The sequence below is a fragment of the Methanobrevibacter sp. TMH8 genome, assembly GCF_020148105.1.
GTDB lineage: Archaea > Methanobacteriota > Methanobacteria > Methanobacteriales > Methanobacteriaceae > Methanobinarius.
In genome coordinates this window covers 1-20,272 of the sequence record NZ_JAHLZE010000008.1, presented here as the reverse complement: position 1 = coordinate 20,272, position 20,272 = coordinate 1, and the positions used below count along the sequence as shown (strand labels likewise).

The window sequence follows — 20,272 nt, the reverse complement described above, 5'->3', positions numbered from 1 at the left end:
AATCAAGGTGAAAAAACAAACATAAAGGTAACTTTAAAAGATACTGATGGAAACATATTGAAAGGTAAAAAGATTTCATTAACTATTAACAAGAGAACTTATACAGCAACTACAAATAATAAAGGAATAGCTGTCTTCAAAGTAGCTGGTTTGAAAGGTGGAAATCATAAGTTTTCTGTGAAATTCCAAGGAGACAGCAACTACAACTCTCTAGTTGTTTCAAAAATTCAAAAAGTCGTTTCTAAAACTGATTTAGCTCTCGTTTCTATTAAAAAAGTAAAATCATCTAACAAACAGAATCCTAAATACAAAGTTACAATAATTAACAAAGGAAGCTTAAAATCTAAACCTACAACTTTATCTATTTTCCATATTAGAAAAGGGATAAAAATTAAAGCTAAAAATTTCAAAGTAAAATCAATTGCTCCAGGTAAAAAAATATCATTAATTGTTGACTATTACCCAGATAGAACTAAACACAGATACTGCATAGCTTATTACACTTTAGATCCAAAAAACAAAAACAAAGAAATCATATACACAAACAATAAAAAATCAATTAGCTTAAAACATTAAACAAAAAATATATAATTTTTTATAAAACTCTTAAATTTGATTCATTTTTTTTAAGAGTTTTAATTTTATTTTATTTTTTAAGACTTATTTTTTTTAAAGAATTTTTTTATATTTATATATTTTATATTTAAAAATAAAATTAAGAATATAAAATAAAATATAATATTATACAATATAATTCGTTTATATCTAAAAATAGTAATTAATAATATAGTATATGTTCTTATAGTGGCTTTATATTCTCATATAAAGTATCTCTTAAAGCAGGAGTTCTCCCAATATCTTTAATAATTTCTTTTAAGGCTCCAGTTTCTGTTCTGACTCCATGTGAAGCTCCAGCTGATTTAGATATGTTTTCTTCTCCAAGAGTTCCACCCATGTCATTAGCTCCAGTTAAAAGTCCAGTTTGAGCGAATTTAAATCCTAATTTAACCCATGAAACTTGTATGTTTGGAATAAGGTCTTGAAACATTAGTCTAGCTATTGCATAAACTTTAAGATCCTGGACTCCTGTTGCTCCAGGATTTGATTTTCCTGTTTTATATATTGGAGCTTTTTCATGCATAAATGTAAGAGGTACAAACTCTGTAAACCCTCCAGTTTCTTTTTGAATATTTCTAAGAATGTCCATGTGTTTTACTCTATCTTCAAAAGTTTCTACATGTCCATACATCATAGTACAAGTTGTTCTAACTCCAACTTTATGAGCAGTCTTAACTACATCTTCCCATTCACTAACTGTGAGTTTTCCATTACATATGACTTTTCTAACATCATCAACTAAAATTTCAGCAGCTGTTCCAGGCATACTTCCAAGCCCTGCTCGCTTTAACATTTTTAATGTTTCTTCTACTGAAATTCCAGCTTTCTTAGATCCATAATATATTTCCATTGGTGAAAATGCATGTAAATGTACATCAGGACATTCTGCTTTTATACTTTTAACTATATCTTCATAAAAGTATGCATCAACATCTTCATGAAGTCCACCTTGGATACATAATTCTTTTGCACCATTTTTATGAACTTCTTTAGCTATATCTACAAGTTTATCAATACTTATAAAGAAAGAATCATTATCTCCTTCATTTCTTTTGAATGCACAGAAACCACAAGTTCCACTACATATATTCGTGAAGTTAATATTCCAATTATCAATAAAAGTTACATTATTCCCAACGATATTTTCTCTTACTAAATCAGCAGTAGCTATCAATGCATTAATGTCTTTTCCTTTCACATTCATTAAATGCACTGCATCATCATAAGATATTGCTTCATCAATACTTTTTTCTAAGATTTGTCCTGTTTTTTCACTTATATTTAGCTTGGAAAACATATTTTTATATTATTATATCATAATATTAAAAGTTTCTATTCATGATTTCTATAAAATAATAATAAATTAAAATATTTTTTATTATTTAATTTATTAATAAAATTTTCAAAGTTTTTAAATATTATTTTATATTTCTTTCTTATTTTTACCTAAATTATTTCTTCATAATTTTTAAAGATTCAAATCTTTTAAATGAATCTTTCATTCGTTTTATTGGACTGTTTATTTTAGTTTTAACATTTATCAGCTATTTATAAGTTAATTTCATTGTTTCACTATAATTTTCATTGAATTTTTTTATAAGCATTATTAACCTTATTTTTTCACGATAAACACAATTATATCTTATTTTTTCTAAATAAAGGATTTTAAACGGAATTAATACAATGATTTTTTAGTAGTTAATATCATTTATTTTTTCAATTTCAGAATAGTATATGTCTAATTTTAATAACTTCGGTTTATTAATTTTTAATTGAATTATTGTAATATACATAAGATTATTTTCAAAATATACTTAGTTATTATTAGTCTAAAATCGACACATTTATATAGTAAGTAGTACAACTTTAAATTGGAGGTGAAAATATGAGTGAATTACCAATCGCACCTGTAGGTCGTATATTAAAAAATGCCGGTGCACAAAGAATTAGTGATGACGCAAAAATTGCATTAGCAGAAGCACTAGAAGAACAAGGTGAAGCATTAGCTAAAAGTGCTGTTAGCTACGCTCGCCATGCCGGTAGAAAAACTGTAAAAGCTGAAGATATAAAATTAGCTATTAAATAAGTAGGTTTTGACTATTGGCCGACTCTGGCCAATTTTCTTTTTTTTTAGCAGTATTTTTATACAGCTAACTAATTTTATACTTTAAAATTTTTAATTATTACTCTTTATATATTTTTAAGAGTATTTACTACTTTATAACCTGTCCATCCTTACCTATATTAGAAAGGATTAACTAACTTTTCGCTTTTGAGAAATTAGTATTAATTACAATATTTATTCAAGTATTTATTGTATTTATTGAAGATTTATAATATTCTTATACCTTATGAAAATAAAATTTTTAAAAATAGAAAAAATAATAGATTTTTTTTTAACTTTTGAAAATAAAAAATAGAAAAGGTTATATATGAATTAAACTAAATCTAAACAAGGTATAGGGCCGGTGGTCTAGGGGTATGATACCGCCTTGACATGGCGGTGATCACGAGTTCGAATCTCGTTCGGCCCATTTGCCGTGGTAGTTCAGTTGGGAGAACGCTAGACTGAAGATCTAGATGTCGCTGGTTCAAGTCCGGCCCACGGCATTCTTTTTTTACTTATTTTTCCCAAATGTTTTTATTAGTTTATCACTATTTATTTAAAAATACTTTAAAAATATTTATCACTTTTTTTTGATATTCTTTTTAGCTATTTTTTATTTTCCAATTTCTATTTTTCTGCTAATTCTTTGAGTTTTTGCAGTGCTTTTAACCACATGTCTTGCATCATTTCCTTAAATTCTTCAACTACATCCATATCAATTGAAACTTCTGTGGCACTGTTTATTTCCTTGAATGTATAATTTTCAAACATACCTGTCCATTCAGCTTCTTTTTCTTTTCCATCCTCTATCTCGCCTCTATGTTCAATGGAAATATATTCATATGGTCTGTTTTCTTTTATTTTACTTACCATTCCACTTGTCTTTCCTTTTTCATCAGGTGCAAGGAAAAGAATTTTACTTCCTTCACTCCAATCCCCAATGTAATAAGAACCAGGCATAAATACATCGGTCCATAATGGATAAGTATCCTTACCTAACATTATATCCCAAACTTTTTCTTTTGGTGCGTTTATAATGACTGACAAATATATTTTTTCCATAATTTTTCCTCCATTCAAATATAATTTCATCCTATATTTTAAAATTAATTTATATAATTTAGATAAATTCTTTGTTTTCTTTATATATTAGTATCCTATCCAATCAGAATTATTTAACTAATTACAAAACCATACTGAAATGTTAATGTTGTTCCTTCTTTTAGTAACATTCAATTTTTCTTGTTTTATTATTTACCTCATAATATCTTATAAAAAATTTAGTTCTTAATTTAATATTAAATTTCAATTTCTTTTCAAAAATCCGATAACTTTATCAAAACTAATTCCTCCTTCATAATATAGATTTTGATGTTTCAAAATCAATAATATAAGACTTAAGTATTGATGTTTAAAAAATTATTATGTTATACTTATTTTAATATTTTATAATTATTATTTTTTATTTAATATTTTATGGTATTATTTATGTGTTTTATATTAATTAAACATTCAAAATATTATATTCATTTGAAAAAGATATTTAATTAATAATATAATATAGTAATTTTAATATCAAGAATCTTATATTTTTAATAATTTGTATTTAAAAATTAATTTCGATGAAGAATGAGGGATTTTGTAGAAATGAATTTTTTATAAATTAAAAATAATTCTTAATTGCTAATTTGTTATTAATTAAACGTAAGATTGTAATTTAATTATCTAAATGTATTCTTAAATCATCTTGTTCAAGTCCGGCCCACGGCATTCTTTTTTAGAATGTTTTAATTATTTTTAATAGCTTTTTTTTATTAATTTGGGAAAATAATACTATTTGCCATTTGCATTATTAAATTTCTGTTACTACTTGTTTCAATTATCATGCCCATATCTTTTTTATTATTGCTAACCATTATTATTGTGTAATTTTTATCATCATTCAAAATATATACTTTTGAATTGTTGTTAAGGTCTTTTATTTTTATTTCAGAGACATCCCTATCTTTATTATAAGATGAAAAAAATTCTTCAATATTTTTGTAAGTACTATTTTTAGAATTATATGGTGTTATCCATATTGCTTCTCCACTTCCTCCTGAATATGTGTTGGTTCCTGGATTAATATTGAATAATGTTTCTGCTGGAACACTAACATTGATTTCATCAAAAGTCATATTTTTCATTAATGGATGTTCATCAATGAGATAAAAACTTGAACCAAAAGCAAATATACTAGAAATGAATATTCCAATGATTATTAAAATTAAATATTTATTTTCCATTTTTAATCCCTTATATTAAGTTGTATACTTCTATATTTAGCAAATAATCATATAAATATAGCTTTTAAAATAATTTGATTATTATTTTATTGTGAAATTGTGTAATGTATGTATATCTTCTATTTTTTAAATATTTTCTTATTTTGTTTTGAATTATACGGATTTTTTGTATTTAACTAACTTTTAAATATTATTTGTGCAAAATAGAATTAGATAATCAATATTATTTAAATATTATGTCGATTAAACCTTGATATTACTACTTAACAACTTTAAAGTTATTAAGTAGGAAAAATTAATTCAAATAGAATTAATTTTTAGCCTTGCCTAAAAATTTAGGTAATGAAAAATATATTAAAGGGGAGTGAATATTAAAAATGAAAATAATAAATAAAAAGTTAATATTAATATTATTAATGTTAATCACATTAATCGTGTCGATTGGCTCAATTTCAGCAGTTGAATCAGTTAATGTAACAAATTCTGGAAGTATTCAAGATGCTATTGATAGTATTGATAATGGTGTAATTAATCTTGAAAATAAAACATATGCTGGTGAAAATAACACAAAACTTATAGTGAATTCAAGTAAAAACATTACAATTCAAAGTAAAGATCCAAATAAAAAATCAACATTAGACTATGAAAAAATTTCAAATTATATCCAAAATAATGGAAATTTAACATTAATTAACCTAATAATAAAGAATGCTGGATGGAATTTCAATGGAATGGTAGAAAATAGTGGAAGTTTAACATTAATAAATTGTACATTCCTAAACAATGAAGGACACAATGCCGGAGCCATAAATAGTATTTATGGTTCTACTTTATATGTTTATAACACTATATTTTCTAATAATGAAGCAAATTTTGGAGGAAGTATAAAAAATAGTGGATTTGCATATATTTTCAATTCTACATTTATAAATAATATTGCAAATAATGGTGGAGCGATTTATAATGATGATTATTCTGGGGAAATGAATATTAATGGTTGTACTTTCATTAATAATACTGCTGAAAATGGAGGTGCAATTGCTGGAAAAGGAATGATAAAAGATAGTTTGTTTGAAAATAATAATGCAACTTATGGTGGAGCAATATATCTATCTGGTGGTATTTTTGATATAATCAACTCAACTTTTAGAAACAATAATGCAACTTATGGTGGAGCAATAGCTGCTCAATTTAAATACGTAGGAGCACCACAAACAGGATCTTTCTATGTAAAAAGTTCTAATTTTTATAACAATACTGCTACCTATGGTGGAGCCATATTTAACTATGGAAATAATCTAAATATAACTCAATCAAAATTCCAAGATAATACTGCAAATGATGGTGGAGCTTTATATATACCAGAAATTAAAAATTTAACTAATTATAATATTAATGTTTCTATGAGTATTGAATCATCTAACTTTACAGATAATAAAGCTAATTATTATGGTGGGGCAATATATAATAATGCAACGTTAAATACTACAAATTCTAGCTTCATTAGTAATACTGCGGATTATGGTGGTGCAATCTACAATAATAATTCTAATATAAATGTGTCTAATTCTAGTTTTAATAATAACCAAGCAGATTATGGTGGCGGTATTTATAATGACGGTACTATGTTTGTAAGTGGTAATTCTATAGAGGGTAATATTGCAAGAAGTTTGGGTAATGAAATTTATAATACTGGTAATATGAGTGTTTTAAATTTAACTTTCATTGATAATTCTACATGGATTGTTAAAAATGGAGACATTATTTCTATGTATGTTACCTTAACTGATGATATGGGAAATCTTATTACTGGAGGAAATATATCATTTTATGTTAATGGAATTTTCATTGCAAATTTAAATGTGGTTGAAGGAAAAGCCAATGTAACTTATACAGTTAATCAATCTGGTGAACTTCCTGTAACTGGAAACTATGGTACTATATATGGGGGCATATATAATACTATCAATATAAAAAATGGTTTATTAAGTGATAAAATAAAAACTAATATTTCAGTTGATGCACCAAAAAATAATACATTGAATAAACCGTTTAATATTACAGGCACAGTAACTGATAAAAACAATAATCCAATAAGAAACGTAACAGTGACCATAACTATTGATAATGTGGATTATGTTGTTGTTAGTGATAATTTTGGTAGGTATAGTTTGAGTTATACCCCAACTAAAACAGGACAATTAAATATTTCACTAAATTATTCAGGAGATGAAATTTATTCATCTTCAAGTAATAGTTTGTTAGTATTTGTGGAAAATAGTACGATACCAGAACCTAATAATAATAATAATAATAATAGTAATAATAATAGTAATGCTAATACTGATTATGATAACAATATTAATAATATTAATAATATTTTTGATGAAAATAATTCAAGTGACAATTCAGATGTTTATGCATCTATGAAAAATACAGGAATGCCATTAGTAGCTATTTTATTAGTTTTATTAGTTAGTTTAGGTTTAATTGCTAGAAGGAAATTATAATTTTTAAAGGATAATTTATTTTTTTATCCTAATTTTTTTATTTTTTTTAATTACTCATTTTATTATAATTTTTTAATTATTTATTTAAGGTTTTTAGTTTGATTTCGGTATTTTTTATAACTATTTATAACTATTTATCACTCTTTTTCGCTGTTATTTAAAATCCAACTCAAAATAAGGGAATGTCCAAAACTAGCATATTTAAATACTTGAATATTATATTAAATAATATTTATTCCTATTCTAAAAGAATATATAATTATATTAATTATATTAACTATATTAATTATATTAATTATATTAAATTTTATTAATTTTTATTAATATTAATGATAAAGTGATATAATATGTTCGATAAACTGCATATTTCTCTTAAAACCCAAAAAATTTTAGAAAAATCTCTTGATGAACCTCTTTCTAAAGAAGATGCAAACCATTTAATAAATGTTAATGGTTCTGATTTGTTTGCTTTAATTGCAACAGCTGATTATTTAAGAAAAGAAATAGTTGGTGATGATGTAACTTTTATTAATAATTGTAATATCAATTTTACCAATGTTTGCACTGTTAAATGTGGTTTTTGTGCTTTTGCACGTGATATGGAAGATTCAGATGCTTATATTTTAAATGATGATGAAATATTAAAAAAAGCTTCTCAAGCTGTAGAAAATGGAGCTAGAGAGTTTTGTCTAATGGGTGGTGTTCTTCCTGATGCAGATATTGAATATTATGAAGATTTACTTAAATTATTAAAAAATGAATTTCCAAATGTTTTAATCCATGGTTTTTCCCCAACTATGATTTATGATGCTGCTTTAAAATCTGAAATGAATATTGATGATTCATTTAAAGCCTTAAAAAAAGCTGGATTAGACACTTTACCTGGAACTGCAGCAGAAATTTTAACAGATAGGTCAAGGAATTTAATTTGTCCTTCAAAAGTAAATGTTTCAAAGTGGATAGATATTGTAAAATCTGCTCATAATATTGGGATTCCAAGTTCAGCTACAATGATGTATGGGCATGTAGAAAATATCCAAGAACGTATTGAGCATTTAGATATTTTAAGAAATATTCAATTAGAAACTAAAGGATTTACTGAATTTATTCCTATGACTTTTATGTATGAATACTCTCCAATCTTTAATCAAGGTGAGAAAAATTTAGGTGCAACAGGTACAGAAGATTTAAAATTATATGCAGTATCTAGATTAATGTTTAGAGATTTAATTCCTAACATACAGGTGTCTTGGGTCAAAATGGGTTTTAGATTTGCTCAAATATCTTTAACAGCAGGAGCCAATGATTTAGGAGGTACATTAGGTGGTGACGAATTATCTGAAGCTTCAGGAGCTCCAGATGGTGTTGATACTTCTATTGAAAATCTATGTAATATTGTTAAAAATATTGATAGAAGGCCTATTGAAAGAAATTCTAAATATACGGAATTTTATCCTATTACTTATTAAGTGAAACAATAGAATAAGTATACATGATGAAATATTTAAAAGGTTTAAAAATAATAAATATGATTTAATTAAAAATGATTTAATTAAATATGATTTAATTAAAAAATAAACTAATGTACAATTATTCAAGCTGATTTTTTAAATGAAGAAATAATGATAAATTCGATGTAATAATATGCAATCAAGAGCTTTTAAGTATTATAATTTCTTATAAAAATGGTGTTTATTTATGTGTACAGCAAGTAATTATTTAACTGATGACCATTATTTTGGTCGTAATTTTGATTATGAAATCTCATATAATGAAAGAGTAACAATAACTCCTCGTAATTATAAATTTAAATTTAGAAAAATTGAGGATATTGATTCTCATCATGCAATTATTGGAATTGCTGCGGGTATTGATTCATATCCTTTATATTATGATGCTTGTAATGAAAAAGGATTAAGTATTGCTGGTTTAAACTTTCCAGATAATGCAGTTTACAGAGAATATGAAGATGGAAAGATTAATTTAACTCCTTTTGAATTTATTCCATATTTACTTGGAAAAGCTGCTAATCTTAATGAAGCAGAAGAATTGTTAAGTGATATTAATTTAGTTAATATCAATTTTTCTGATGAACTTCCATTATCTCCTCTCCACTGGATGATTTCAGATGATTCAGGAGCTATTGTTGTTGAACCCTTAAATGATGGTTTGAAAATTTATTATAATCCTATAGGTGTTTTAACTAATAATCCTCCATTTGATAAACAATTATTTTATTTAAATAATTATATTTCTCTTTCAAATAAAAATCCTCAAAATACTTTTGGTGGAAATATTAAATTATTTGATTATTCAAGAGGTATGGGTGCAATAGGTTTACCTGGTGATTTATCATCAGCTTCTAGATTTGCAAAAGTAGCATTCACTAGAGCAAATTCCTATTCTGAATTTGATGAAGCAAGTAGTGTTTCACAGTTTTTCCATATTTTAGGTTCAGTTGAACAACAAAAAGGTTGTACATTTATAGATGAACCTAATTTATATGAATATACAATTTACACCTCATGTTATAATACTAACAAAGGTATTTTGTATTATAAAACATATAATAACTCACAAATAACATCTGTTGATTTAAATAAGGAAGATTTAGACTCAAATGAATTAATAAATTATTTATTAATTAATGAAGAACAATTCAACTTCATTAATTAAATTTTCTTTCATGGAAAATTATTTAATATTAAAATAATATGCATATTAAGTGAAATAATAAGTATGTATTAAGTGATTAATAATAGAATAAGTATGTATTTTCACTGATTTTTTTATTAATTTGATTTCTAAATATTCAATTTTTTTAGAAAATAAAATAAGTGTCCTAGGAGTATATATCTCTTTGAAGATGGATTTAATCAGATTTGAATCTTTTTCATCTAGTAATGGTATTTCAGTTAGGAAAAAGCTAGAATGAATATTTAAATGGCGCTGATTTAAGTCCGATCCACGCATTTATTTTACTAATTTTAACTAGTATTATATTAATTATTTAAATTATTAAAATACTAATTCCAATACTTGATAAAATACCGTTTATTAATCTAAACAATTTATAGAGATAATCTTTTAATTGTAATCTTGAATTTTAATTTTGTAAATAAAAAATAATGAATATTGATAATGATCCGAAACATTTATATCTAATGATTAATAAACAATAGTAATACTAGAATATTATTAATATATTTGGATATTTTGTTTTATTAATAACTTTTTTTATTTTATGATTAATAAATATATCAACACTAGAATATTATTAATATAATTAGATATTTTGTTTTGATAATAACTTTTTTTATTTTATGATTAATAAATAATAGTAATACCAGAATATTATTAATATATCTATATATTTTGTTATAGTAATAACTTAATATGAAAAATGTAAAAAGGAGGTGAAAAAATCGAAAGATTAAGTTTGAGAAGATTTACTATTTTTACAATAATGGCATTATTATTTGTATTAAGTTTATCAATAGTGAGTGCAGCTAATAACACAATAAATCCTACAACTTCTGGAGGTATTGATCAAGGTATTGTTGATACTGGTGATGGAGACACATTATTTCTAGAAAATGGAACTTATAACAAAAGTACTGATCGGGGCATAACTATTAACAAAAATATAACTATACAGGGTTCAGATTCTCCCGAAAATACTATTATTGATGCTCAAAATCTAAACAACATATTTACAACAGCTAATGGTTTAAAAATTACATTTATTAATATCACATTCACAAACGGATTTAAATTCACTGGTGGTGCAATCTACAACAACCAATCACAACTAACATTTATCAATTGTATATTCACAAATAACACTGCAACTAGTAGTGGTGGTGCAATCTATAATAATGGTGGTGCTAATATGTCTGTGACTAATTCTAGTTTCACAAATAATGATGCAAATTCTTATGGTGGTGCAATCTACAGTGATGGTGGTGCTAATATGTCTGTGACTAATTCTAGTTTCACAAATAACACTGGAGGTTTTGGTGGTGCTATTGCAAATACTGGCGATAATATGTTTGTAGCTAATTCTAGTTTTCAAGATAACTATGGAAATTTTATTGGGGGTGGAATCCTCAATGATGGTGTTAATTTTACTGTGATTAATTCTAGTTTCACAAATAACACTGGGGATGGTGGTGCAATTGACAATGATGGCGATAATATGAGTGTTATTAATTCTACTTTTACACATAACAATGGAACTATTCTTGGTGGTGCTATTGCAAATAATGGTGATAATATGATTATAGCTAATTCTAGTTTTACAGGTAACAATGCAGCTTTTTATGGTGGTGCAATCATCAGTGATGGTGTTAATGATACTGTGATTAATTCTAGTTTTACAAATAATACTGCAAATTCTCTTGGTGGTGCAATTTACAATGATGGTTTTTATATGAATATAATTAATTCTAGTTTTACAGGTAACAATGCGACTTCTCATGGAGGTGCAATATTTAATAATGCTCTTAATCTCAGTGTGATTAATTCTAGTTTCATAAATAACACTGCAACTGGTAGTGGTGGTGCAATCTATAATATACTTAGAGGTAATAATACAATTGTAGTTGGTTCTATATTCATAAACAACAAAGCAACAAATAATGGTGGTGCAATATTCAATAATTGTTCTAATGTATCTGTGTCTAATTCTAGTTTTAATGATAATCAGGCAGGCTATGGTGGAGGTATTTATAATAATGGTAGTATGTTGGTAAGTGGCAATCCTATGGATGGTAATACTGCAACAATATTAGGTAATGAAATTTATAATAATGGTAACATGAGTGTTTTAAATTTAACATTCATTGATAACTCTACAATTATTGTTCAAACTGGAGATACTATTTTGTTATATGCTAATTTAACTGATGATATGGGAAATCTAGTTACTGGCGGAAATATATCATTTTATGTTAATGGAAATTTAATTGCAATTGTAAGTGCTATTGAAGGAAAAGCAAATGTAACTTATACAGTTAATCAATCTGGAAAACTTCCTGTAACTGGAAACTATGATGGTGTATATACCACAATCAATACAAAAAATGGTTTATTAATTAATAAAATAGAAACCAGTATAACAGTAAATGCACCAAAAAATAATACAGTAAACAAACCGTTTAATATCACTGGTATTTTAACTGATAAAAACAATAACCCAATAAAAAACGCAACAGTAATTATAACTATTGATAACAAACAATATACTGTCGTGACTGATAATTTTGGTAGATATAGTTTGATGTATACTCCAACTAAAGTGGGAGAGTTGAATATTTCTGCAAATTATTTGGGAGATGAGCTTTATTTGCCTTCAAGTAATAGTGTGTTAGTATTTGTGAAAAATAGTACGATACCAGAACCTAACAATACCACTAATAAAAACGAATCAAGTAACAATTCAGATGTTCATGCATCAATGAAAGATACTGGAATTCCAATAATAGCTGTATTACTAGTATTTTTACTTAGTTTAGGTTTCATAGCTCGTAAGAAGTAATTTTAAAGGATTTTTAATTTTTTTATTTTATTTTTATTTTTTATTCTTTATTCTTTTATTTTTTATTTTCTATTTTTTTATTTTAAATTATTAATAATATATTAATTACTTTATAGTTTATTTTCTAATAATTTCTTTTAAAAAAATTAATAAATATGTTTTTTATTATTTGCTATTTATATGATTATATTCTTATTTCTTTCTCTTAAAATATTAGATGGAATTGGAGGGATTTAAACCTTTGATTTTGAGGTTAAAGTATAAATTAGTCATAGAATCGGTGTTTAATTTTATTTTTAAGATAATTTTTTGAGATTTTAAATTTTTCATGGTTAATAAGAGGGTTTTATTATCATCTTAATACATACTAGTATAAGTGATGATTTGATATGTTGAAAGCTGTTAGTTTAATAATGGAAAGAAGTGGTAAAAAAGTTGATGCATTATTGAGCGATGTTTCAGATTCTAAAAACTTGGAATTTACTGGAATTTTGCACAGTGTTGGGCTTACAAGAGAAGAAATAAATGAAATCCATCAGCATGGTTTGAAATTTAATATTATTTGTGATGAAAAATTATTTTGTAATTGTAAGATTTTTAATGTTGATGATGGATATATAAAATTTATTTGTAATTTTAAAAAATAAAAAAGATTATTATATATACTTTGAAAGATATAATTAATAATTGCAATTTTTAGAATGGTATTTAATAGGTTTATTATTTTTTTCTCAAAGTTAACATTGTATATGAATTACTATAATTTTTTAGTATTTTTTGCGCTGATTTTTTTTTGAAGAGATATTTCAATAATCTTTTTTTTATTAACTAATTTTTTGCTAAATATATATTATTAAAATGGAAGTGTTTTTACAATGTTTGAAAGAAATAATCGGAATAATAGTTATAATAGTGCTCCTGTGAATGTTGGAGAAGAATATGATGTCAAAATAGAAGATACTGGTAAATCTGGCGATGGGATAGCTAAAGTAGAAGGATACATTCTTTTTGTCCCTGGTGCTAAAAAAGGTCAGGAAGTTAAAATAAAAGTTACTGCAACTAAAAGAAACCTTGGATTTGCTGAATTAGTAGAATAATAATTATTTTTTATTATTCATTTTTTTTCTTATTTTTCATTTTTTTCTTTTTTCTATTTTCTATTTTTTTATTTCACTGAAAATTATCTTAAAGTAAACATATCTTTTAGTTCATTGTTTGTCATTTCAGTTAAAAATTTCTCTCCACTACTAATAGTCATTTCAAATAGCTCTTCTTTTTTCTTAAGTAATTCATTAATCTGTTCTTCGAATGTTCCTGAAGTAATTAATCTATAAACCATTATATTTTCTTTTTGCCCTATTCTATAAACTCTATCAGTAGCTTGATTTTCAACAGCAGGATTCCACCATAAATCATAATGTATAACATTTTGAGCAGCTGTTAAATTTAATCCTATTCCCCCTACTTTTAAAGATAAAATAAAAATCTTCTTTTTAGGATTATTTTGAAATTCATTAATCATATCATTCCGTTCTTCTCTTGATAAGGAACCATGTAAAAATAATATTTCCTCATTGAATTTCTCTTCTAAAACTTTTTTCATTATCTTACCCATTTGGACATATTGGGTAAAAATCAAAGTTTTCTCACCTACTTCATTAATATTTTTAAGAATTTCAATTAAGGTTTCCATTTTCCCAGAATCACTTGCTTTAACTATTTTACTTTTATTAAATTGTGATGGATGATTACAAATTTGTTTTAGAGAATTAATTAATCTAAAAATTAAACCCTTTCGACCTATTCCATGTTCATAAGAAATTTCTTTTAGGGATAAATCTAAAGTTTTTTGATATAATGCAGCTTGTTCTAAAGTTAAATTACAATAAATATCATTAATATTTTTATCTGGAAGATCATTTATTATTTTTTTATCATTTTTCAATCTTCTTAAAATAAATGGACTTGTAATTTCTTTGAAATTATTTAAGATTTCTTTATCTCTACCTTTTTCAATTGGATTTATATATTTTCGTTTAAATTTTTTTGAAGAATATAGATAACCTTTATTTGTAAAATCAAAAATACTCCAATATTCAAGTAATCTATTTTCAACAGGAGTACCAGTTAAAGCTATTTTATGCTTTGATCTAACAGATTTTATAGCTTTTGTTTGCTTTGCATTAGGATTTTTAATATTTTGAGCTTCATCAATTACATTTAAAAACCAATTTTCATTTTTAAAAATTTCTAAATCACGTCTTAAAACTCCATATGAAGTTAAAATAATATCATAATCATATTCAGGAAATCTTCTATTTTGCCCATGATAAATAAATGACTTTAAATTAGGAGTAAACATCTCTATTTCTTTTTCCCAATTGAACAATAAACTAGTTGGAACAACAACTAATACTTTTCCCTCATCTAAATAGTTATTTTCTTTTAGGTGTAATATGGTTGTTAAAACTTGTATTGTTTTTCCAAGCCCCATATCATCTGCTAAAATACTTCCAAATCCAAGCTGTATATTTTGAACTAACCAATAATAACCATTAGCTTGATAATGTCTTAACTTCGCATTTAATGAACTTGGAATTTTAACTTTTTTGTAATTTTTAATCTTAGCTATTACATTATCTAAAGAGGCATCAACATTGACATTAACATCATCAAGTCTAGAACTAAGCAACCCTTGTAATAATTCATTTCGATTTAATTTTTTAGGAGCATCATCCATTTTTTTAAGAGAGGATAAAAATGCTTTTTCATCTAAAAGATTTAAATTATAATTCTTTTTAATTAAATTTTCAGACTTATTTAATAATTTGTTAAATTCATCTTTAGTATAATTTTTAGAACCTACTGCAATTTTCCAATCAAAGCTAATCATGTCTTCTAAAGAAAAAAATTCTACTTTATCTTTTGTATTTTCTTCAAAATTTAGGATTAATTCTGGTTTAAAAACATTTTTCAAATCATTTGGGAAAAGAATTTGAATTCCAAGTATTTTAGATAATGGTTCTATTTTTTCTAAAAAATCCGATAGATCTTCTATGTTAAAATTTATATTTAGTTTTTTCAAGTGTAAACCATCATCAATTTCAGGTATAACTTCTTTTATTAAATCAATATCTGTATGCAATTGCTTTTTCACTGTTTTATTATCTGTTCTAATTAAATCTTCAATGCTTTGGGATAAATCGCCATATTTAGCTATAAGTTCGATATAAAATTCATCATTAAAGTTTTCAATAACTAAACCTAAATTATAAATCCGTTTTTTATTATAAAAATTTGAAATCCAATCATAAATTAAAAGTTCTTTATTTTCTAAATGAACATTTTCATTTAAGAATAAATTTAGAACATTTAAAACAGATAAATTATTTTTATTATTTGATTTTAAGTTTAGAATTGAATTATTGTTTGTTTTCTTTGATTTTTTAAATAGTTCTATAAGTCCTGCAAATAGAAGGCTTATTGAGGTTAATATCTGTTCTTTTTTACTAATTTTAGAACCATTAAAAACAATCAAGTCATCAGGACAGCTTTCAAGAAATTTTTCACAAGTACAAGCTACAATTTGATTAAAAATAGCTGGAATCCACCTTATATGGAATTTTTTATAATCAAGCTCTAAAATTTCTGGAATAAAAGCATAATTCTTAATTAAGGATAATGTGAATTTAGCTATTAAAGACCAAAATTGAAGATTATAGTTAGAATTTTTCGAGTTATTTTCAAGTAAGAATTTTAAAAGAACTTCTTCATAGTTACTTTTATTATTCTCATTATTCTCATTATTCTTATTATTCTTATTATTTTCGTTATTTTTATTGAATGGATTATTAGAATTATCATTACCATTATTATTTAAAATAATATTTGAAATAGAATAATTAGCATCAATGTTAACTACAAATTCACTCCAATCATCAGGATTAACATTTTTAAAGCTATTATTATTATTATTATTATTTTTCTTTGAAATATTCTCACTAAAACTTGAAATATCTTTATAAAAATCTTTTAGTATTAATTTAAAATTTTCTTTATAAAATTGAGGATTAGATGTTAATAATAAAAAAACATCTTCAAATAAATTAGGAACATTAGAAAAATCCACAGGTTTTAATTTTTTAAAAATATTTGCATTGAATTGACCTAAATTACTCTGATATTTAGAATTTTCAAAAGATAATGGATTACTTTGTTTAAAACCCAAAACATTATTTATATTTTTAATTTTTGATTTACTCGATTTATTTGATTTTTCATCGAAAAATTTTTTATATAAAACAAACTCTTTATCACATTCAGGGCAAAAAATTTTGTTTTTACTATAAATTAAGGGATGGTTACAACTATCACAAAGAAATTCTTGACCTTTCCTATCTTTTATTTTATCATTCCGAATCCATGCTGTGGATAATTTCTCATTTTTATGATAAAATCTAACAATTTTAGATTCATTATTAGAATATTTCTTATTGCATGTACATTTTGATTTAATCAATCCACAATTTTTACAAAAATCCATGCTTTTCATTTTTATCTTTTATTACTTTTATTGTTTTTTGTTATTTTTTAAAATTTTTTATTTTTATAGGTTTAAAAACACAAAGTTTTTTTATTATTTAGAGGGTTTACAGAGGTTTTTTACTAATTTCAATACATCATATTCAATATATCATATTCAATATATTATATTAAATTATTTTTTCTAAATTTTACCTATCATATGTTAGGTTTATATATTATGAGGTATATATTATATCTATCGAGTGTTAGATAGGTGAATATTTTGAATGTAAATAATACTAAAGAAAAAATTTTCAGTGTAGCTATAGACTTGTTTTCTAAAAAAGGATACAATGATGTTTCAATGAGAGAAATAGCTAGAGAAGTTGGAATTAAAGAAGCTTCTATTTATTATCATTATTCTAAAAAAGAAGATATATTAGAATCAATTTTTACATATTTTATGGAAAATATGAATAAAATAACTATTACAAAAGAAGATGAAGAAAAATTTTTAAGTCAAAGTCCTATGATGTTGTATCATTATGGATCAGAAGGGGTTAAATCTCAGTTTAAGTCTGTAGAAATGATTAAAATTTTAAGATTAATGTTTATAGAACTATATCATAATGATAAAATTAAAGAGTTCTTTTTAAAAGAATTAGTTTATGGAATAATTGATTTTTGGACATTGCTTTTCCAAAATTTGATGGATAAAAAAATAATTAGAAAAGCAGATCCAAAGAAACTCGCTGAAAGCTATTATAATTACAGTATGTTTAAAATGTTTGAAACTGTAGTGATCAAATATCCTAATAACCCATCTGAATTAGATTTAGATACAATATTCAATGATATTGAAGATCATTTTAAGTTCATTTTGAATTATATGTCTATAGATAAGTCTAAAAATAATTCTAATAATTCTAATAATGAACCTAAGAACATTTAATAATGAATTTGAAATAATTTGATTAATACTAATTAGTTTAATAATAATTTTGTTAGCATAATTAAGTTAATAATAATTTAGTTAATAATAAATAGGTTAATGATAAAATGAGTGATGATAAAAATATTGATTATAAAAGGATTGTATATAATCTTAAACCAGATAATCCTAGGGATGATTATTATTTAGTAATTAAAAATTTCACTGATATTGTTCTTAACAAAGCTAAAGAAGATATTGGGGAAATAATTTCGGATTTTCAATTATATCTAGCTGAAAATCCTGTTGATAATGTTTATATTGGGTCTTATCCAGAAGAAAATGTCTTTGAAGCTTTATATTTGGGTGTTTTATGGAAGCTTTATATCCGTGAAGCTATTAAATTAGACCCTTTTAATCAAAAAATCTTATCTAAGCTTTCTAATTTAAGAAATAAAAAAGATATTCTCAACTCTCCTTATAAAAATCAAATTGATGATATAAGAGGTCATTTAGCTACTAAATATCTTCATGATATAAATAATAAAAATAAAATTAATGATTTTACACAGGATTATAATATAAAAAATCTAAATTTAAGTTTAAACCTTCTATTAAATTATTTAGAAGCTACTGGAGATTATAAGGAATCTTTAAAACATCTAAAAATATGGAAAGATTTTTTAATATCAAAAAACGAAAAAACTTCTATTAACTACTTTAATCTCCTCCTTAAATTTACAAAATGGTTTGAAAACTTTGGAAAAAAGAGATTGAACATATATACGCCAAATATTGATAGCTTTAGAAATAAATACATTAAAAATCACATTGATAATGAAGATATTATCTTTTGTAATAGATCAGAGCTTGAATATCATATTAATTTAATTGCTGCAGAAATAATGAGTAGAGTATACAAAAAAGAATTTAAAAATAGGGAAAAAATAATTATTTTATTACCTTCTTGTATGAAAATTCAAAGTTCTAATTGCTTAGCTATTGAAGATGATATTGGATTAAAATGTATGGGATGTAATAATAACTGTAATATTGGTAAGGTAAGTAAACAATTTAATAATAATCATAATTCTGTTTATATTGTTAATCATACATCTTCTATTTTATCTAATTTATCTAATGATGCTAAAAATAAAATAGGGATAGTAGGTGTAGCATGTATTAATAATCTTATTGAAGGAGGTTGGAAAATCGTTTCTTGTGGAATTCCTCCTCAATGTGTAATCCTCGATTATGTAGGTTGTAAAAACCATTGGACTCCTGAGGATGTTGAGACTATTTTTAATATTGATAAATTAGAAGCAACAATTTTTTAATAATCTGTGATTTTCTAACATATTATTTCTAATATATTATTTCTAATATATTATTTTTTAATATATTATTTAAAAAATTTCATTAAAAAATAAGTTTTGAAGGAATTATAGGTTCATATTCCTTCAAAATAAAAAAATGGAAAAATTTTTAATATCTTTTTTTACCTATTAAAGCTCCTAAAACACTTAATAAGATGATTAAAATCATATTTATTGGTATTCCAGTTTTTTTCATAGTAGCTGATTTAACTGCATTACTTGTTTTATTATTGTTTGGTTCTGGTGTAGGTGGTTTTGGAGTTATTGTAATTGTACCTTCTATTGTTTCCATTTCATTGTCAGTTATAAAACTGTATAGTATATTTCCACTAGTATTAAGTGTAACATCAAATGTTTTGTTGAATCTAGCATCAAAGCTATT

The 20,272-nt window shown here is 24.3% G+C and carries 16 protein-coding genes and 2 tRNA genes; 12 read left to right on the top strand and 6 right to left on the bottom strand.

Features of this window, described 5'->3' with window-relative positions:
* A partial coding sequence (locus tag KQY27_RS01790) for an Ig-like domain-containing protein (protein ID WP_224424864.1) occupies nt 1-576 on the top strand: 576 nt, incomplete at its 5' end.
* 223 nt (nt 577-799) lie between these two features.
* On the opposite strand, the gene cofH (KQY27_RS01785) is transcribed toward KQY27_RS01790, so the two are convergent.
* Complete coding sequence (gene cofH / locus KQY27_RS01785) at nt 800-1,915, bottom strand: 5-amino-6-(D-ribitylamino)uracil--L-tyrosine 4-hydroxyphenyl transferase CofH (RefSeq protein ID WP_224424863.1); 1,116 nt, start codon at nt 1,913-1,915, stop codon at nt 800-802.
* 588 nt (nt 1,916-2,503) lie between these two features.
* Between cofH (KQY27_RS01785) and KQY27_RS01780 the strand changes: the two genes are divergently transcribed.
* The 3 genes from KQY27_RS01780 to KQY27_RS01770 all read left to right on the top strand — a co-directional run bounded on the left by KQY27_RS01780 (nt 2,504) and on the right by KQY27_RS01770 (nt 3,228).
* Nucleotides 2,504-2,704, top strand: coding sequence for a histone family protein (locus KQY27_RS01780; RefSeq protein WP_042703508.1), 201 nt, complete (start codon nt 2,504-2,506; stop codon nt 2,702-2,704).
* Nucleotides 2,705-3,080: 376 nt separating this feature from the next.
* A tRNA-Val gene (locus KQY27_RS01775) sits at nt 3,081-3,152 on the top strand.
* Nucleotides 3,153-3,155: 3 nt separating this feature from the next.
* Nucleotides 3,156-3,228: transfer RNA gene (locus KQY27_RS01770), tRNA-Phe, on the top strand.
* 124 nt (nt 3,229-3,352) lie between these two features.
* Here the strand turns inward: KQY27_RS01770 and KQY27_RS01765 are convergent.
* Together KQY27_RS01765 and KQY27_RS01760 are read right to left on the bottom strand one after the other, a co-directional pair.
* Nucleotides 3,353-3,805 (bottom strand): SRPBCC domain-containing protein, encoded by a 453-nt coding sequence (locus KQY27_RS01765; protein ID WP_224424862.1) that lies wholly within the window; start codon nt 3,803-3,805, stop codon nt 3,353-3,355.
* 734 nt (nt 3,806-4,539) lie between these two features.
* Nucleotides 4,540-5,010: a hypothetical protein gene (locus tag KQY27_RS01760; protein ID WP_224424861.1), complete on the bottom strand. Its 471-nt coding sequence runs from the start codon at nt 5,008-5,010 to the stop codon at nt 4,540-4,542.
* 377 nt (nt 5,011-5,387) lie between these two features.
* Here KQY27_RS01760 and KQY27_RS01755 point away from each other — a divergent pair, with 377 nt between their 5' ends.
* From KQY27_RS01755 to bsh, 3 genes are all read left to right on the top strand, one after another.
* Nucleotides 5,388-7,520 carry a carboxypeptidase-like regulatory domain-containing protein gene (locus KQY27_RS01755; protein ID WP_224424860.1) on the top strand — a complete coding sequence of 711 codons (2,133 nt, stop codon included), beginning with the start codon at nt 5,388-5,390 and terminating at the stop codon, nt 7,518-7,520.
* A 347-nt stretch (nt 7,521-7,867) separates the two neighbouring features.
* Complete coding sequence (gene cofH / locus KQY27_RS01750; RefSeq protein ID WP_224424859.1) at nt 7,868-8,989, top strand: 5-amino-6-(D-ribitylamino)uracil--L-tyrosine 4-hydroxyphenyl transferase CofH; 1,122 nt, start codon at nt 7,868-7,870, stop codon at nt 8,987-8,989.
* A gap of 229 nt (nt 8,990-9,218) precedes the next feature.
* Nucleotides 9,219-10,196 (top strand): choloylglycine hydrolase, encoded by a 978-nt coding sequence (bsh, locus tag KQY27_RS01745; RefSeq protein ID WP_224424858.1) that lies wholly within the window; start codon nt 9,219-9,221, stop codon nt 10,194-10,196.
* A gap of 45 nt (nt 10,197-10,241) precedes the next feature.
* Here bsh and KQY27_RS01740 read toward each other — a convergent pair whose 3' ends face one another.
* Entirely contained in the window at nt 10,242-10,493 is a 252-nt protein-coding gene (locus KQY27_RS01740) for a hypothetical protein (RefSeq protein ID WP_224424857.1), read from the bottom strand.
* A 466-nt stretch (nt 10,494-10,959) separates the two neighbouring features.
* Between KQY27_RS01740 and KQY27_RS01735 the strand changes: the two genes are divergently transcribed.
* The 3 genes from KQY27_RS01735 to KQY27_RS01725 all read left to right on the top strand — a co-directional run bounded on the left by KQY27_RS01735 (nt 10,960) and on the right by KQY27_RS01725 (nt 14,156).
* Nucleotides 10,960-13,059, top strand: coding sequence for an Ig-like domain repeat protein (locus KQY27_RS01735; protein ID WP_224424856.1), 2,100 nt, complete (start codon nt 10,960-10,962; stop codon nt 13,057-13,059).
* A gap of 389 nt (nt 13,060-13,448) precedes the next feature.
* Complete coding sequence (locus tag KQY27_RS01730; RefSeq protein ID WP_224424855.1) at nt 13,449-13,706, top strand: hypothetical protein; 258 nt, start codon at nt 13,449-13,451, stop codon at nt 13,704-13,706.
* 228 nt (nt 13,707-13,934) lie between these two features.
* Nucleotides 13,935-14,156, top strand: coding sequence for a TRAM domain-containing protein (locus KQY27_RS01725; protein ID WP_224424854.1), 222 nt, complete (start codon nt 13,935-13,937; stop codon nt 14,154-14,156).
* An 83-nt stretch (nt 14,157-14,239) separates the two neighbouring features.
* On the opposite strand, the gene KQY27_RS01720 is transcribed toward KQY27_RS01725, so the two are convergent.
* Nucleotides 14,240-17,611: a DEAD/DEAH box helicase gene (locus tag KQY27_RS01720; RefSeq protein WP_224424853.1), complete on the bottom strand. Its 3,372-nt coding sequence runs from the start codon at nt 17,609-17,611 to the stop codon at nt 14,240-14,242.
* 255 nt (nt 17,612-17,866) lie between these two features.
* On the opposite strand from KQY27_RS01720, the gene KQY27_RS01715 reads away from it, so the two are divergent.
* Together KQY27_RS01715 and KQY27_RS01710 are read left to right on the top strand one after the other, a co-directional pair.
* Entirely contained in the window at nt 17,867-18,535 is a 669-nt protein-coding gene (locus tag KQY27_RS01715) for a TetR/AcrR family transcriptional regulator (protein WP_224424852.1), read from the top strand.
* A 107-nt stretch (nt 18,536-18,642) separates the two neighbouring features.
* Complete coding sequence (locus tag KQY27_RS01710) at nt 18,643-19,851, top strand: DUF116 domain-containing protein (protein WP_224424851.1); 1,209 nt, start codon at nt 18,643-18,645, stop codon at nt 19,849-19,851.
* A gap of 148 nt (nt 19,852-19,999) precedes the next feature.
* Here KQY27_RS01710 and KQY27_RS01705 read toward each other — a convergent pair.
* A partial coding sequence (locus KQY27_RS01705) for a hypothetical protein (protein ID WP_224424850.1) occupies nt 20,000-20,272 on the bottom strand: 273 nt, incomplete at its 5' end.

Excerpts from the sequence above, each read along its gene's own strand:
- KQY27_RS01725 (WP_224424854.1), top strand. The coding sequence starts at position 13,935 with ATGTTTGAAAGAAATAATCGGAATAATAGTTATAATAGTGCTCCTGTG.
- KQY27_RS01720 (WP_224424853.1), bottom strand. The coding sequence starts at position 17,611 with ATGAAAAGCATGGATTTTTGTAAAAATTGTGGATTGATTAAATCAAAA.
- KQY27_RS01740 (WP_224424857.1), bottom strand. The coding sequence starts at position 10,493 with ATGCGTGGATCGGACTTAAATCAGCGCCATTTAAATATTCATTCTAGC.
- KQY27_RS01755 (WP_224424860.1), top strand. The coding sequence starts at position 5,388 with ATGAAAATAATAAATAAAAAGTTAATATTAATATTATTAATGTTAATC.
- bsh (WP_224424858.1), top strand. The coding sequence starts at position 9,219 with ATGTGTACAGCAAGTAATTATTTAACTGATGACCATTATTTTGGTCGT.
- KQY27_RS01710 (WP_224424851.1), top strand. The coding sequence starts at position 18,643 with ATGAGTGATGATAAAAATATTGATTATAAAAGGATTGTATATAATCTT.
- KQY27_RS01730 (WP_224424855.1), top strand. The coding sequence starts at position 13,449 with ATGTTGAAAGCTGTTAGTTTAATAATGGAAAGAAGTGGTAAAAAAGTT.
- cofH (WP_224424859.1), top strand. The coding sequence starts at position 7,868 with ATGTTCGATAAACTGCATATTTCTCTTAAAACCCAAAAAATTTTAGAA.
- cofH (WP_224424863.1), bottom strand. The coding sequence starts at position 1,915 with ATGTTTTCCAAGCTAAATATAAGTGAAAAAACAGGACAAATCTTAGAA.
- KQY27_RS01780 (WP_042703508.1), top strand. The coding sequence starts at position 2,504 with ATGAGTGAATTACCAATCGCACCTGTAGGTCGTATATTAAAAAATGCC.
- KQY27_RS01760 (WP_224424861.1), bottom strand. The coding sequence starts at position 5,010 with ATGGAAAATAAATATTTAATTTTAATAATCATTGGAATATTCATTTCT.